14 protein-coding genes are annotated in these 15,004 nt (G+C 66.9%); 5 read left to right on the top strand and 9 right to left on the bottom strand.

Going from position 1 to position 15,004, the window contains the following annotated elements; genetic code table 11:
- Positions 1–33 precede the first annotated feature (33 nt).
- Positions 34–2,175, bottom strand: coding sequence for a transglycosylase domain-containing protein (locus E4K09_RS26890; RefSeq protein ID WP_134500683.1), 2,142 nt, complete (start codon positions 2,173–2,175; stop codon positions 34–36).
- 142 nt (positions 2,176–2,317) lie between these two features.
- On the opposite strand from E4K09_RS26890, the gene E4K09_RS26885 reads away from it, so the two are divergent.
- Positions 2,318–3,559 carry a cation:proton antiporter gene (locus E4K09_RS26885; RefSeq protein WP_134500682.1) on the top strand — a complete coding sequence of 414 codons (1,242 nt, stop codon included), beginning with the start codon at positions 2,318–2,320 and terminating at the stop codon, positions 3,557–3,559.
- A gap of 3 nt (positions 3,560–3,562) precedes the next feature.
- Here E4K09_RS26885 and E4K09_RS26880 read toward each other — a convergent pair whose 3' ends face one another.
- The 4 genes from E4K09_RS26880 to E4K09_RS26865 all read right to left on the bottom strand — a co-directional run bounded on the left by E4K09_RS26880 (position 3,563) and on the right by E4K09_RS26865 (position 7,745).
- Complete coding sequence (locus E4K09_RS26880) at positions 3,563–5,005, bottom strand: UdgX family uracil-DNA binding protein (protein WP_134500681.1); 1,443 nt, start codon at positions 5,003–5,005, stop codon at positions 3,563–3,565.
- Positions 5,002–6,216: a putative DNA modification/repair radical SAM protein gene (locus tag E4K09_RS26875; protein ID WP_134500680.1), complete on the bottom strand. Its 1,215-nt coding sequence runs from the start codon at positions 6,214–6,216 to the stop codon at positions 5,002–5,004. The genes E4K09_RS26880 and E4K09_RS26875 overlap by 4 nt, the downstream gene beginning before the upstream one ends.
- Positions 6,217–6,527: 311 nt before the next feature.
- Complete coding sequence (locus E4K09_RS26870) at positions 6,528–7,166, bottom strand: PRC-barrel domain-containing protein (RefSeq protein ID WP_134500679.1); 639 nt, start codon at positions 7,164–7,166, stop codon at positions 6,528–6,530.
- Positions 7,167–7,322: 156 nt separating this feature from the next.
- Entirely contained in the window at positions 7,323–7,745 is a 423-nt protein-coding gene (locus tag E4K09_RS26865; protein WP_134500678.1) for an OsmC family protein, read from the bottom strand.
- Between the two features lie 123 nt (positions 7,746–7,868).
- Here E4K09_RS26865 and E4K09_RS26860 point away from each other — a divergent pair, with 123 nt between their 5' ends.
- Together E4K09_RS26860 and E4K09_RS26855 are read left to right on the top strand one after the other, a co-directional pair.
- Positions 7,869–8,510 carry a DUF1345 domain-containing protein gene (locus tag E4K09_RS26860; protein WP_134500677.1) on the top strand — a complete coding sequence of 214 codons (642 nt, stop codon included), beginning with the start codon at positions 7,869–7,871 and terminating at the stop codon, positions 8,508–8,510.
- Between the two features lie 151 nt (positions 8,511–8,661).
- A complete protein-coding gene (locus E4K09_RS26855; RefSeq protein WP_204985798.1) occupies positions 8,662–9,210 on the top strand; it encodes a GNAT family N-acetyltransferase in 549 nt (182 codons plus the stop codon).
- Here E4K09_RS26855 and E4K09_RS26850 read toward each other — a convergent pair.
- The 3 genes from E4K09_RS26850 to E4K09_RS26840 are packed head-to-tail and all read right to left on the bottom strand — an operon-like array spanning position 9,207 to position 11,738.
- On the bottom strand, positions 9,207–9,752 hold the full coding sequence (locus E4K09_RS26850; protein WP_134500675.1) for a regulatory protein RecX: 546 nt from the start codon (positions 9,750–9,752) through the stop codon (positions 9,207–9,209). The genes E4K09_RS26855 and E4K09_RS26850 overlap by 4 nt on opposite strands.
- Positions 9,749–10,501 (bottom strand): phosphatase PAP2 family protein, encoded by a 753-nt coding sequence (locus tag E4K09_RS26845; protein WP_134500947.1) that lies wholly within the window; start codon positions 10,499–10,501, stop codon positions 9,749–9,751. Before E4K09_RS26845 ends, E4K09_RS26850 begins: the two co-directional genes overlap by 4 nt.
- A gap of 43 nt (positions 10,502–10,544) precedes the next feature.
- A complete protein-coding gene (locus E4K09_RS26840) occupies positions 10,545–11,738 on the bottom strand; it encodes a winged helix-turn-helix domain-containing protein (protein ID WP_134500674.1) in 1,194 nt (397 codons plus the stop codon).
- 227 nt (positions 11,739–11,965) lie between these two features.
- On the opposite strand from E4K09_RS26840, the gene E4K09_RS26835 reads away from it, so the two are divergent.
- On the top strand, positions 11,966–13,468 hold the full coding sequence (locus E4K09_RS26835) for an MDR family MFS transporter (protein WP_134500673.1): 1,503 nt from the start codon (positions 11,966–11,968) through the stop codon (positions 13,466–13,468).
- Here E4K09_RS26835 and E4K09_RS26830 read toward each other — a convergent pair whose 3' ends face one another.
- Positions 13,469–13,702, bottom strand: coding sequence for a hypothetical protein (locus E4K09_RS26830; protein ID WP_134500672.1), 234 nt, complete (start codon positions 13,700–13,702; stop codon positions 13,469–13,471).
- 298 nt (positions 13,703–14,000) lie between these two features.
- Between E4K09_RS26830 and E4K09_RS26825 the strand changes: the two genes are divergently transcribed.
- A partial coding sequence (locus E4K09_RS26825; RefSeq protein ID WP_134500671.1) for a helicase HerA domain-containing protein occupies positions 14,001–15,004 on the top strand: 1,004 nt, incomplete at its 3' end.

Here is a 15,004-nt window from a genome sequence, read left to right as displayed (position 1 = left end):
CGATTTTGCGAGAAAGCAAATTAAGAGGATTTCCTAGAGTCCGAACAGCTTTTCGAAGAAGTTCTTCTCGCGCGACGCCCGGCGCTGCGGCTGTGGCTGAGGCTGAACCCAGCCCGTGTCGTCGTTGCCGGCATTGGCATAGCGCGGATCTGCGCCGGAGCCGGCCACGGGCACGTCGTCGCGGAAGCGCTCGAGGCCGGGCAGCGGCACGGGCTGCTTGTCCTTCAGGGCGATCTGCATGAAATCGTGCCAGACCTCCCTTGGCAGATTGCCGCCGCTGACCCGCTTGGTGAGCGCCCCGTCGTCGTTGCCGAGCCAGACGCCGGCCACGAGGTTGCCCGTGAAGCCGACGAACCATGCATCCTTGTAATCGTTGGTCGTGCCGGTCTTGCCGGCCATCGGCCAGCCGGGAATCTGCGCGGCCCTGGCGGTACCGATCACGAAGGTGTTGTGCATCATCTCGTTCATCATCGCGACCGCGGACGGATCGATGACGCGCCCGAGGCCGCCGGCGGAGGCCGGGCGCTTGTAGATGATCTTGCCGTCGAGGGTCTTCACCTCGGAGATCACGTAGGGCGTCACGCCGGTGCCGCCGTTGGCGAAGGCCGCATAGGCGCCCACGAGTTCGAGCGGCGTCACCTCCGAGGTGCCGAGCGCGAGCGAGCCGTTCGCCTGGAGCGGCGAGGTGATGCCGAGCCGCTGCGCGGTCTGCGCCACGTTCTTCGGGCCAACCTCCATGTTGAGCTTGACCGCGACGGTGTTGAGGGACAGGGCCAGGGCATCGCGCAGGGTGACGGGTCCGCGATACTTGCGGTCGTAGTTCTGGGGATTCCAGCCCTTGTAGCTGACAGGAGCGTCCTCCATGACCATGTCTGGCGTATAGCCCCGCTCGACGGCGGTCAGATACACGAACGGCTTGAAGGAGGAGCCCGGCTGGCGACGGGCGGCGGTGGCCCGGTTGAACTGGCTCTCCTCGTAGTTGCGGCCGCCGACAAGGGCCTGAACCCCGCCGTCCGGCTTCATGGCCACGAAGGCGCCCTGGCTCACGTTGAACTTCTGGCCCTTGGCGTTGAGCTCGTCCACCAGGACGCGCTCGGCGGCGGCCTGGAGCTTGGGATCGATCGTGGTGAAGACCGCGATGTCCCCGTCGATGGTGCCGACGAAATCGTCGAGCACGTCCATCACGTAATCGGCCGCGTAATTAGCCGAGCCGGCACCGTTGGGGCGCACGGGCTCGGCCGGTTGGCCCAGGGCGGTCTTGGTCATGTCGGGCGTGATGAAGCCGAGTTCGTGCATGGCCGCGATCACGAGCTGCGCGCGGGCATTGGCCCGGTCCGGGTTGCGGTTGGGCGCGAGGCGCGAGGGCGACTGGACGAGGCCCGCGAGCACGGCGGCCTCCGAGAGGGACACGTGGCGCGCCGACTTGCCGTAATAGCGCTGGGCGGCGGCCTCGACGCCATAGGCGCCCGCGCCGAAATAGACCCGGTTGAGGTAGAGCTCGAGGATCTGGTCCTTCGAATAGTTCCGCTCCAGCCAGAGGGCGAGAATGGCCTCCTGGATCTTGCGCGAGGCGGTGCGCTCCTGGGTGAGGAAGAGGTTCTTGGCGAGCTGCTGCGTCAGCGTCGAACCGCCCTGGAGGCCGCCGGAATGGGTGAGATTGCGGTAGACCGCGCGGGCGATGCCCTGCGGGTCGATGCCGAAATGGTCGTAGAAGCGCCGGTCCTCGATGGCCACGAAGGCTTTCGGCAGATAGGGCGGCAGCTCCTTCAAGGTGACGGTGCGTCCACCCGTCTCGCCGCGGTTCGTGATCAGCGAGCCGTCATTGGCCAGGATGGCGATGTTCGGCGGACGCTTGGGAACGGTGAGTTGGTCGATGGGTGGCAATTGCGAGGCGTAATAGGCCACCACGCCGCCGACGGCAATGACGCCCCAGAGGCAGAGCACGACGCCCGCATAGACCAGCTTGCTCAGAAACGAGCGGCCCTTGCGCCTGGCCTTCTTGGGTCGGGAGCCGCGACGCAGCGGCCGTTCGTCATCGCTGTGCCTCGAGCTACGTCGTCCTGCCATGGATGATCCCCCTGCCCGGTCTTCGGGCGAGAGGCGAAAGTCCAGCTCCCCCGCCCCCGTAGCGGGCGCATCGAAAACCGGCTCACGCCGGTCACGTCCCTTCGCCACGTCTGTTTCTAACCCCGCATTCCTTCGCCGCCGGTTCGATTCCGGCCTTGATGCTCTGGAGCACTCTAAATGTGGCGGTTTAAGGGGCAGTTAACCGCTCGGAACAGTGGAACTGCCGAGTCTGCGCCGCGTTCGCTGCCTTATGAGCGCTTATGTCGTCGTGCTGGCGGGCTTCGGGGTCGTCGTTCTGCTGACCGCCTGGCTTCCCATGGTCCTGAAGGAGCTGCCCCTGTCCCTGCCGATCTTCTGCGTCGGCCTGGGCGCGCTGATCTTCGCGATCCCCCAACTGCCGGGTGTCCTTCCCCATCCCATGGAGGAGCTTGCTCTCGTCGAGCATCTGAGCGAGCTGGTCGTCATCATCTCGCTCATGGGCGCGGGCCTGAAGATCGACCGGCCCTTCGGGTGGGGCCGGTGGAGGCTCACTTGGCGGCTGCTCGGAATTTCCATGCCGCTGACCATCCTGGGCCTCACCTGGCTCGGCTCCAGCTTCCTGGGCCTGAGTCTGGCCGCGGCGGTTCTGCTGGCCGGGGCCCTCGCCCCCACCGATCCGGTGCTCGCGAGCGACGTGCAGGTGGGGCCGCCCGGCGGCGGGCAGGAGGACGAGGTACGCTTCACCCTCACGTCGGAAGCGGGCCTCAACGACGGCCTGGCCTTTCCGTTCATCCTGCTCGCCCTCGCGCTTGCCCAGGAGGCGAGCATGGGAAGCCTGGCGGAATGGTTCGCCTATGCGGTGTTGTGGAAGATCGGAGCGGGCGTCGCCATGGGCTTCGTGGTCGGGCGCGTTCTCGGATGGCTCACCTTCCATCTGCCGAACCGGGCCAAGCTCTCGCGCACGGGCTCGGGTTTCGTGGCGCTCGGCATCACGTGCCTGGCATATGGCGTCACCGAGATGGTGAAGGGCTACGGCTTTCTCGCGGTCTTCGTCGCCGCGCTCGCGTTGCGGGCCACGAAGCGGGAGGATGCCTACCACGAGAAGCTGCACGACTTCGCGGAGGAGCTCGAGCGTCTTCTCATGATGGCGCTGCTCGTGCTTCTGGGCGGCGCGATGACCGGCGGAGAGCTGTTCCGCGCGCTGAGCTGGGACGTGGCGATCTTCGGCCTCATCGCGCTGTTCGTGATCCGGCCGCTCGCCGGCTGGATCGGGCTGATCGGAACCGATCCTCCGCCGGGCGAGAAACTGGCGATCAGCTTCTTCGGGATTCGCGGTCTCGGCTCGATCTATTACCTCGCCTATGGCCTCAATCATCATGAATTCGACGGCGCGGACACGCTCTGGAGCACGGCGGGCTTCATCATCCTCGTGTCCATCGTGCTCCACGGCATCACGGTGACGCCGGTGATGCGCCACCTCGACCGCCGGCGTAAACTCGCGGCGGGCGCGTGACGGTCACTCCGCCGCGAGCGGCAGCTCGCCCGTCTCGGGATCGGCCTTAGCCAAATCGTGGATGCGCCGCAGGTCGTTGAGGAAGGCCTCGTAGGCCTCGCGCTTCGTCGCCTCGTCGGGCAGGCGCAGCAGATAGCTGGGATGCACCGTGACGTAGCCGTCATAGGTTCCGAAGCGCGCCCGCCCGCGCGAGCGGGAGATGGGCGTCGACTTGCCGGTGAGCGCGAGAACGGCCGTTGCGCCGAGCGCCACCACGAGCTTGGGACGCACCAGTTCCAGCTCCTTCATCAGCCAGGGCCGGTAATGCTTCACCTCGCCGGCGGTCGGCTTCGCGTGGATGCGGCGATGACCGCGCTGCTCGAACTTGAAGTGCTTCACCGCATTGGTGAGATAGGCCTGTCCGCGGTCGATCCCGGCTTCCCGCATGGCCTTGTCGAGGAGTTTGCCGGCCGGCCCGACGAAGGGGCGGCCCTGCAGATCCTCCTGATCGCCCGGCTGTTCGCCCACGAACATGATATCCGCGCGTTTCGGCCCTTCGCCGAAGACCGCCTGCGTGGCGCCGGGCACGAGCGGCCCCGCTTTCGCGATGATGGCGTTGAGTTCTTCGAGCGTCTTGGGCTCCTGATCCCACATGGCCTCGAGAGCGCGCTCCGGCGTGCGTTTGGTGGGCATGGTCGCCTCCTGTTCGATCATGATTTCAACGCGCTGGGAGGCGGTTTGGATCAAGCCCGGGATCGAGGCGGTTTCCGGCAGGTTGCGCCAGTACTTCTTCGGCATCTCGGCGCGCATCGCGGCGGGGTTCACCCGCGCGGGGTTGAACACGCTCTCGTAATAGCCGCGCCAGCCCTCCTCGAAGCTGTCCTCGTCAGGCGCGTCCTCGCGTCGGGCCGCCGGGCCGAAGCTCAGCGCGTGCCGATCCCAGCGCATGGAGCCGATGGGGGTCAGGATGGTCCAGTCGAGCGAACGGAACCGATCGATGAAGAACGGGGCCGAGGCCTCCAGGATGAAGTGCTCCGGCTCGTACCAGGCGGCGAAACGCTCGAGATTTTCGCCGCCCATGCGCCGGAAGCGCACGAAGGCGTACATTTTGTGAAGGTCGCGCCGCACCGTGCGGGCCATGGCGTCGACCCGGTGCACGAGGGGATCGCTCGCGATCTCCAGGAGATCGCGCTCGCCGTTCAGCACGCGCCAGACGAGCTGGTAGAGCAGGGCATAGCGCTCAGGATCGCTGTGGCACACGCCGAGCTCGACGAGGCGCGCCACGCTGCGCGGCAGCGCGACCGGCGGCGCATCGCGCACCTCCTCGCCGCCGAAGAGGCTCGGAGCATCGTCGAGCGACCACACGATGTGCTGCGGCGCGAGTTCCTCCGCCATCAGCCAGCGCACGGCCCGGCGAAAGCCGTCGAGGTCCGCGCCGTTCCTGAGAGTGATGCGGTGCAGGTTCATGCGAACAGGCTCAGTTGCTGGGGTTTCTCGATCAGACGCTCCCGCAGATCCTGCCGGTCGAGCTTCGCTTTGGGATGATGATCGGCGGCGATCAGGAAGGCCTTGGCGCGCCTGAGGCCGGAGGTCAGGCGCGCCACGTCCTTGAGCCGCAGGGTGGTGTGCCGCCGCGCCGCCACGATCTTGTCCACGGCGCGGGCACCCAGACCTGGAACGCGCAGCAGGATCTCGCGTTCGGCGCGGTTCACGTCGACGGGAAAGAGGTGGCGGTTCCTGAGCGCCCAGGCGAGCTTGGGGTCAATGTCGAGATCGAGCATGCCCCGGTCGCTGCTTGCGGCGATCTCCTCCGCCTGGAACCCGTAATACCGCATCAGCCAGTCGGCCTGGTAGAGCCTGTTTTCGCGCATGAGCGGCGGCGGCTTCAGCGGCAGGATGGCGCTCGAATCGGGAATCGGGCTGAAGGCGGAGTAATAGACGCGCTTCATGGCGTAGTGGCTGTAAAGCTTGGCCGAGGTGCGCAGCACCTGCGCGTCCGTTGTGTCGTCCGCGCCCACGATCACCTGAGTCGTCTGCCCGGCGGGAGAGAAATGGCGGCGCTCCTGACGGGCTTCCTCGATGCGCTCGGACATCTGCGCCATGGCGCCCTCGATGGACGCGCCATCCTTCTCGGGCGCCAGCCGCTCCAGGCTCTTTTCCGTCGGCAGTTCGAGGTTGATGGACAGGCGATCCGCCCAGAGACCCGCCTCCTCGATGAGCCAGGGGCTCGCCTCCGGAATCGTCTTCAGGTGGATGTAGCCGCGAAACCCGTGATCCCGCCGCAGCTTCTTGGCCGCCAGCAGCATCTGCTCCATGGTGTAATCGGGCGAGCGGATGATCCCCGACGACAGGAACAGGCCCTCGATGTAGTTGCGCTTGTAGAACTCGACCGTGAGCGTGACCACCTCGTCGACCGAGAACTTCGCGCGCCTCACGTTCGACGAGCGCCGGTTCACGCAATAGGCGCAGTCGAACAGGCAGTAATTCGTCAGGAGAATCTTGAGCAGCGAGACGCAGCGCCCGTCCGGCGTATAGGCGTGGCAGATGCCGGCTCCCGTGGTGGACCCCAGGCCGTCGATGTCGGCCTTGCGGCCCGGCGCGCCGGACGAGGAGCAGGAGGCGTCGTATTTGGCCGCATCGGCCAGGATCCGCAGCTTGCGGCTGAGCTTCTCGTCCATGGAATCAAAGGCCTTCCGCTGGCATGTTCGTGTTTTGTTCTAGCATGGAAAATGCGGGAAGGCGAGTTCGCCAGCAGGGGCGGGTGGTCGCATTCGCTCAAAGGAGCTGCCGAGCAGCCGGCTGGTCAGGAGGCAGGCTCTCGCATCCGGAGGGCTGAAGAGGTTTGCCCCAGCTTTACCCGGCGGCGATAGAGCCTTCGGCGGCAGGCCGATGCAGGGTGCTCTGGATGCGGCGAAGCCGGGGGAAAGAGCCGTCTTGCGACGAAAGAAAGGGGCCCCAGGCCCCTTTCCCTTGTCGGATGCCGATGAGCTTAGCGGCTCATCTTGAATTCGGGCATGCCCTGCAGCTGTTCCTTGGTCATGTTGACCATGGCGTGATCGGGCGCCGTGCGGTTCGCATTGTTGCCGGCGGTCGTGTTGGCCACGGAGCCGGTGGTGTTCGGCGCGGTGCCGGCCGTGTTGCCGGCCATGCCGCCGGTCGTGCCGCCCGCACCGGTTGTGCCGCCCGCACCGGTCGTGCCGGTGGCATTGTTCGAGGCGGACGCATTGGTCCGCGGCTCGTTCACGAACTTGACCTGCTCGAACGGGATGGCCACGTCGCGTTCGCCGATGCCGAGGAAGCCGCCGACGCCGACCACGACGGCCTGGATCTTGCCGCTCTGATCAACCAGCATTTCGCTGATGTCGCCGATCTTCTCGTTGTTGTTGTTGTAGACGTCCAGGCCCTCGATCTGCGAAGCGCGCCACTGGCCGGGCTGGATCTGCGTCATCGAGCCCGCACCGCCCATGGTCGAGCTTCCGGCGGCGGACGAGCCGGTGTTGTTCATCGTGGGGGCGGCGCCGGTCGACGGATTGGCGGTCGAGCCGGAGCCGGGAGAGGTCTGCGCCAGCGCAGGGGCGGCCATCAGGGCTGAACCGAGAAGAGCCACCGCAAGATGTTTCGCAACCATGTATTCCTCCTAAGCGTGTGAATACGGCGTGAAGCGCCGCTTGCTGTCACAACGGGCCAGGTGGGAATTGGTTCTGTCATGAATCTTCACAGTCTCGCGGGCGCGCTCCCGGAAGGGTGGCCGGACCGGTCCGGCCACCTGAAAGGCCTTGTGATATCAGGCGAGGGTGAAATCCATGGTGATATCGGCATTGAGCACTTTCGAGACGGGGCAGTTCTTCTCGGCCGTGCGGGCCAGCTCCTCGAATTTCGCCCGGTCGATGCCGGGAACGTTGGCATTGAGCGTAAGAGCCGATTTCGTGATCACGAACCCGCCGCCCTGCTGCTCGACCGAGACCACGGCCTCGGTGGAGAGTTCCGTCGGGGTGAAGCCCGCTCCCTGCAGCTGGAAGGCCAGAGCCATGGTGAAGCAGCCCGCATGGGCCGCGGCAATCAGCTCCTCGGGGTTCGTGCCCTTTTCGTTCTCGAAACGGGTCTTGAAAGAATAAGGCGTGGACGACAGCACCCCGGAATCGGACGTCAGTTGCCCTGATCCATCCTTGCCCGTGCCCTGCCAGACGGCTCTTGCCTTTCGGTTCATCGTGATCTCCTTTGAAGGTCGACGGGGGTGATGTAGGACGAAGCCTTCCGGGCTCCAGCCTGGCGCTGCGCAAAGCAGCCTTGCCGCCACGTCGCTTCGGACCCGGCCACGTGAGACATATTCATGATCCACCTTCATCCCCGCCTGCGGCCCCGGCTTCTCGGCTCGACCCTCCTGGGGATCCTCGTGTTTGCCGTCCTGCCGCGAACCTGGGAGGTGGTCTCGCGGTTCCTGATAGCGTGGGACGTCGGTGTCGGCTGCTATTTGGCGCTCGCCTGGAGGATGGCGGCGCGCTCCAGCACCGCGAAGATGCAGCAGCGGGCGGGGACGGAGGACGAGAAGGCCGTGGTGATCCTGATCCTGACCCTGTCGGCGGCCGCCGCCAGCCTCGTGGCCATCGGCATCGAGCTGTCCGGCATTCGCGATGCCGGAAGCGAGAAGGGCTTCCGCCTCGCGGTTGCGGGCGTCACGATCCTGTGCTCCTGGTTCTTCGTGCACACGATCTACGCCATTCATTACGCGCATGAATATTACGGCGACCGGGGCGAGCGGCGGGGCTTGGCCTTCCCGCATGACGACAAACCCGACTACTGGGATTTCCTCTACTTCTCGTTCAGCTTCGGCGCGGCGGCCCAGACCTCCGACGTGTCGATCGTCTCCAAGCGGATGCGCCGTCTGAGCCTGGCCCATGCGATTCTGGCCTTTCTGTTCAACACCACCATCCTGGCGCTCGCCGTCAACGCGGGGGTGGGGCTGCTTCAGTGAGACCGCCCTAAAGCATCGGATTAATCCGATGCTTTCTTCTTAAGTTAAGAGCATCGTTTGGTGCGGCCCTCCGGATCCGAACGATACTCCAGGCGCGCGCGTGCATCGCCATTGCAAGGGACGCGCACTCGTGCAGATTCGTGGGATGCCGATGTCCTTTCCGTCCGTGGCCGCCGCTCCGATTCTCGAAACCGAGCGCCTCGTTCTTCGCACCCACGGCGTCGCCGATTTCGCCGGGAGCCTGGCCCTCTGGAGCGATCCCGAGGTGACGCGCTTCATCGGCGGACGGCCGTTCACGCAGGAGGAGATCTGGAGCCGCCTCGTGCGCTATGTGGGACATTGGGCGTTGCTGGGCTTCGGCTACTGGGCGGTCGAGGAGAAAGGCACCGGCCGCTTTCTCGGCGAGGTCGGCTTCGCGGATTTCAGGCGCGTCATCGAGCCGTCCTTCGACGGCATGCCGGAGATCGGCTGGGTGATCGCGCCCTACGCGCACGGCAAGGGCTATGCCACGGAGGCCGTGCGCGCCGCGATAGTCTGGGGCGACGCTCACCTCGAGGCGGCCCGCACCGTCTGCATCATCGCCCCGGAGAACCGGGCCTCGATCCGTGTGGCGGAGAAATGCGGGTATCGGGAGTTCGTGCGCACGACCTACAAGGACAACCCGACGATCGTGTTCGTGCGAGACCAGCCGAGCCGTTAGGCCTCTGGATCGTCCCTCTCTCCGTCGATGACGCTGCGGGCCACGTCGAAGCGAAAGCCCGCACGGGCGAGGGCCGCGAGATCCTTGTCGCGATACGGGGCCCGCTCGCCCGGGCGATAGGGGCCGAGCTTGCGGCGGCGGGCGAGCGCATGGGCGGCCTTTTCCTCGTCCTCCTCCTCGCCACCCTCCAGGGCCGCCGCGATGGTGGCGCGGTTCACCCCCTTGGCCGAAAGCTTCGCCTGGATCGCCCGCGCCGAGCCGCCGCGGCGACGTAAGGTGGCCACGCGGGCTTCCGCGTAGCGGGTATCGTCGATGAGGCCGGCGCGCAGGCTCTTGGCCACCACCTCGTCGATCATGTCCTGGAATTCCGCCGGATCCTCGCCGCGCAGGCGGCAGCGCTTGTCGACCTTGCGCCTCAGGACGCGCCGCAGGTTCTCGGCCGAGGAGGCATAGCGTTCGAGATAGGCGAGCGCCGCCCGCTGCAGATAGGCGGCGCTGACCTGCCGTGGAGGCTTCCGGACGGGCTTCCCGTCGTCCGTCATGCCTGATCGGCCTCGGGCGGAAGGGAGGTCTCGCCCGGCTTCTCCACCTGTCCCCCGCGTTGCAGCTGCAGGGCCACGAACCAGCAGAACGACGCCCAGGCGGCGCCGACGGACCAGCCGGCCACCACGTCGCTCGGCCAGTGGACGCCCAGATACACGCGGCTCGCGCCCACGAGCAGGGTCACCCCGATGGCAAGGCTCATGAGGAAGGCGCTGATGCGGCGGCTTTTCTCCACGCGGGCGAGGAGCGCGCCGAGCGTCAGGTAGGTGATGGCCGACAGCATGGCATGGCCGCTCGGAAAGCTCGCGGTATAGACACGCGTCGCATGGGGCACGAGGTCGGGCCTGGGCCGCTCGAAGCCGATCTTCAGGCCCGTCGAAAGCAGCGTCCCGCCGACGATCGAGATAAGCACGAGAAGAGCCGCGCCACGCTTTCCCACCATCAGCAGATAGGCGACCGTCGCCGCGGTGAGCAGGGTCAGGATGGCGTAGCCGCCGAGACCCGTGAAGTCGCGCGCGGCCTCCTCGAGCCAGCTCGGTCCCAACGGGTTGGCGAGATCCTGAGGATTGCGCAGGGCCAGTAGAATCGCGCTGTCGAGGGCATGGGTCTCGCCTTCGGAGACCTCGTCGGCGACGGCCATGAAGGCCCAGGCGAAGAAACCGCAGGCGGAGAGCGACAGAAGCGGGCCGATCTGGTTCAGACGCAGGCCAAGCCAGACGCTTCTGATAGGGGCGAGATAGGTGTTCATGAACGCTGGAGATAGGGGCGGGCGGCGATCCGGCGAGGGCATGTCAAAGCTCCAGCATCCGGCGCCACTCCTTGGGGGCCTCGATGCGGGCGAGCCCGAGCCACCCGGCCATCAGGCGCAGCTCGTCCGCGAGGGCGGGCGCGATCTCCTCCGGCGCGATGGCTCTCTCGGGATGGATCGCATGCGCGATGAGGGTGCCTCGCGCGCGATCCGCCTTCAGGTCCACCCGGGCGACGATCCTTTCGCCGAGCAGGAAGGGCAGGCAGTAATAGCCGAACTCGCGCTTCTCGGCGGGCGTGTAGATCTCGATCCGGTAGCGGAAATCGAACAGGCGCTCCGTGCGCGTGCGTTCCCAGACGATGGGATCGAAGGGCGACACGAGGGCGCGCGCCTCGACGCGGCGCGGCAGCTTCGCCTGCGGATCGAGATAGACCGGTCCGCTCCAGCCTTCGACAGTCACTGGGATGAGGTCGCCCGCTTCCACGAGTTCGGGAATCCGGCGCTTGGCATCCTGCGCCTCCAGGCGGAAGTAATCCCGCAGGCAGCGCTCGGACGCGATGCCGAGGGCCCGGATGGAGCGCCTCAGAAGTTCCCGCTGGGCCTCGTCCTCGGCGGGCGTGGGCGCGCTCAGGATGTCCGACGGCAGCACCCGCTCCGGCAGATCGTAGAGGCGCTCGAAGCCCCGTCGCGTGGCGGTGGTCACCTCGCCGGCCCAGAACAGCCATTCGAGGGCGCGCTTGCCATCGCTCCAGCCCCACCAGGACCCCTGGCCCTTGCCGCCCATCGACAGATCGCCGGCGCCGATCGGTCCGCGGGTTGCGATTTCCCGCCGCACCTCCTCGATGAAGGCGCGCTTCTCCCGGCCGAACCGCGCGAGCCCGCCATAGATGCCCTCGCCTGCGGCGGCACGGGCCATGCGCCAGCGGAACAGGGGCTGGAGGTCGAGCGCAATCAGCGAAGCCTCGTGGCCCCAATATTCGAAGGTGTCCCGCTTCTTCGGGTGATAGGCGAGTCTTTCCAGAAGCGCGCGGTCGTAGGCGCCGAGCCGCGAGAACAGCGGCATGTAATGGGCGCGCACCAGCACGTTCACGGAATCGATCTGCAGGAGATGCGAGCGCTGCAGCAGGCGCTTGACATGCCGGGCATTCGCCCGGTCGGGTCGTTCTTCGTGGAGGCCTTGGGCCGCAAGAGCGATCCGGCGGGCCTGAGCGAGGGAGAGCTTGGTGCGGGCGGTCATGGGATTCGTGCGGAAACAGGCAACCAGCTAGCGTGACCGCGACGTGTCCGGCAAGGGCCTTGCATCGGGCGCGGCCGCCTGAACCGTTCTCGGGGGCGGCGGTTTTGTTGTCGTGACGCCCGGATCCGGCATCCGACCATCTCCGGCGCATATCTGCCCTGCAACAGGATTTGGGACAAAACGGCGCCGATCTCCTAGAGGGGCGAGCCCAACCGCGAAGGATACCGATGGATCAGCCCGCCCTTCAGGCCGCGAGAGGCCATGCGACTCCCGTCTTGAGCCACGCTGAAATCCGCACGATCATCGTCGGCATCATGCTCGCGATGCTGCTGGCGGCCCTCGACCAGACCATCATCGCCACGGCGCTTCCCACCATCGGCCGCGAGCTCGGCGACCTGGAGCACCTGCCCTGGGTGGTGACGGTGTACCTGCTCACCTCCACGGCGGTCACGCCGCTCTACGGCAAGTTCAGCGACAGCCACGGCCGGCGCGCCACCATGCTGATCGGCATCGTGATCTTCATCGTCGGATCCATCGCCTGCGCGGTCGCACCCACCATGCTGGCCCTCATCCTGGCGCGGGGCGTCCAGGGCCTCGGCGGGGGCGGCCTGATCGCCCTGGCCCAGACCATCGTGGCCGATATCGTCGCCCCCAGGGAGCGGGGCAGATATCAGGTCTATTTCGCCAGCGTCTTCATGACCGCGAGCCTCGTCGGCCCGGTGCTCGGCGGCTTCTTCGCGGAGCATCTGCACTGGTCGGTGATCTTCTGGATCAACCTGCCGCTCGGCCTCCTGGCCTTCGTCCTGGTCTTTCACAGCCTCAAGAAACTGCCGCGCCACGACCGGCCGCACCGGCTCGACCTCCTCGGTGCCCTGCTTCTGGTCAGCGCGACGGTCTCGTTACTGCTGGCGCTCAGCTGGGGCGGCCTGCGCCATCCGTGGTTGTCCCTGCCGATCTTCGGGCTCGTCGCGGGTTCGCTGGTTCTGTCGGGCCTGTTCGCCATCCGCATGCGCCTCGCGCCGGAGCCCCTCATCCCGCCGGGCGTGCTGCACAATCCGGTCGTGCGCATGGGCGTGCTCTCCGCCTGCTTCGGCATGGGCACTTATATCGGCCTCACCATCTACCTGCCGGTCTATTTCGAGGCCGTGCGCGGGCTCTCGGCCTCGCTCTCGGGCCTGGCCCTCATTCCGCTCATGGCGGGCACCGTCTGCGGCACCATGATCTCCGGGCGCAGCATGGCGAAGGTGAAGCATTACAAGCGCCTGCCCCTCGGCGGCCTCTTGGTCGCCATGGTGGCGACCGGAATCCTGGCCGCCTTTGCGCGCGATCTGTCCATCGCGGCGGTCGAGATCCTGCTCGCCGTCATCAGCATCGGGCTCGGCACGCTGCTCCCGGTATCCACGGTGGCGATTCAGAACGCGGTGATGCCCCACGAACTCGGCACCGCGACCGGAACGGCCAATTTCTTCCGCTCCCTCGGGGGCGCGCTCATCGTGGCGGTCTTCGGCGCCATCGTGCTCAGCGGCTCGGGGCTGTCGGGAGCCGCGAGCTTCGAGAGCCTGGGAGAGGTGGCGGCCAAGAGCGGCATCAACCTCGCCGACATCTTCTCCTATGTTTTCATCGCCGCCATCGTGGGCTTTGGTCTCGCCCTGGCCTTCCTGCTCGCCATGGAGGAGCGGCCCCTGCGGGGCGGCGCCGTGAAGGCGGCGGAGGCGGCCGTCGCCGATTGATCAGCGCCTGCGCCGCGACCGCAGGAACAGGATCACCACCGCGAAGACGATGATCAGGCCCGAGATCATCATGCCGAAGACCCCGAAGGCTCCCTCGACCCGCTCCGTGCCCGGCGGCTGGGTGCTGGGCTCCGTCAGCCCCCCGCCCGGTTGTCCCTGGGCCTGAACCCGGACGACAGGGGCGTGATGAAAAGGGTGGCGATCCTGGGCGATTCGGAGATCGGGAAGTGGCATGGCTTTTCCTGGAACGGCTTTCCCTGGTAATCGCCTCTCCCGCCCTCCGGTTTCTTCGCCTCTGCGGCGTCATGCCTGGGGATAGCGGGGCTCACCTGTGGAGGACTCCCGGTCCTCCGGCACTTCCACGAGCCTTGCCGTGTTAAGGCATCGGACCCAAAAGTGGTCCTGCACTTTTGGGAGCCATCCGATGCTTTCTTCTTTAGTGAAGAGCATCGTTTGTTGCGGAAAACCGGATCCACTTTTCCGCACGATGCTCTAGAAGCAGGGCTGTTTCGAAACCTTGCGAGGGAGGCTGATGAAGGTCGGCATTGATATGGGGGTCGTGTCTTCCGCCCCCGGAGGACAGAGGGCTCAGCTCGATCTGGAAGAGCTGCTGGCGACGCGCCTGCTCGTCCAGGGCAATTCCGGCTCCGGCAAGTCGCACCTCCTGCGCCGCCTTCTCGAGCAGAGCGCGTCCCTCGTGCAGCAGGCCGTGATCGATCCGGAGGGAGATTTCGTCACGCTCGCCGACAAGTTCGGCCACGTGGTGGTGGATGCCTCCCGCAGCGAGGGCGACATCCAGCGCATCGCCGCCCGCGTGCGCCAGCACCGGGTCTCGGTGGTTCTGAGCCTGGAGGGCCTCGACGCCGAGGCGCAGATGCGCTGCGCGGCGGCGTTTCTCGGCGGCCTCTTCGATGCGGAGCGCGACTTCTGGTACCCCATGCTCGTGGTGGTGGACGAGGCGCAGCTCTTCGCCCCCGCCGCCGCGGGCGAGGTTTCGGACGAGGCCCGAAAGGTCTCGCTCGGGGCCATGACCAATCTCATGTGCCGCGGCCGCAAGCGCGGGCTGGCAGGCATCATCGCCACCCAGCGTCTGGCGAAGCTCGCCAAGAACGTGGCGGCGGAGGCCTCCAACTTCCTCATGGGCCGCACCTTCCTGGACATCGACATGGCCCGCGCCGCCGACCTTCTGGGCATGGAGCGCCGCCAGGCCGAGATGTTCCGCGACCTGGAGCGGGGCCATTTCGTGGCGCTCGGCCCTGCGCTCTCGCGCCGCCCGCTGCCGATCCGCATCGGCGAGGTGGAAACCGCCGCCCGCTCGGGCTCCTTCAAGCTCATGCCGCTCCCCGAGCAACCCAAGGAGGATGCGCGCGATCTCATCTTCAAGGCGGGCGAGGACGAGGTGACGGCCCGCCCCCTCATGCCGCGCCGCGCGCCGCCGCCGCCGCCCGCGCCCTCCACCAACGATCTTCTGGCCCAGCTCGCCCGCACCCGCGCGGCGGCGGCCCCCGAGCCGCAGGTCGAGGAGGCCACCGAGGA

It is taken from the genome of Microvirga pakistanensis (genome assembly GCF_004458765.1).
In the GTDB taxonomy this organism is placed as follows: domain Bacteria; phylum Pseudomonadota; class Alphaproteobacteria; order Rhizobiales; family Beijerinckiaceae; genus Microvirga; species Microvirga pakistanensis.
This window is presented reverse-complemented; position numbering and strand designations above follow the sequence as displayed.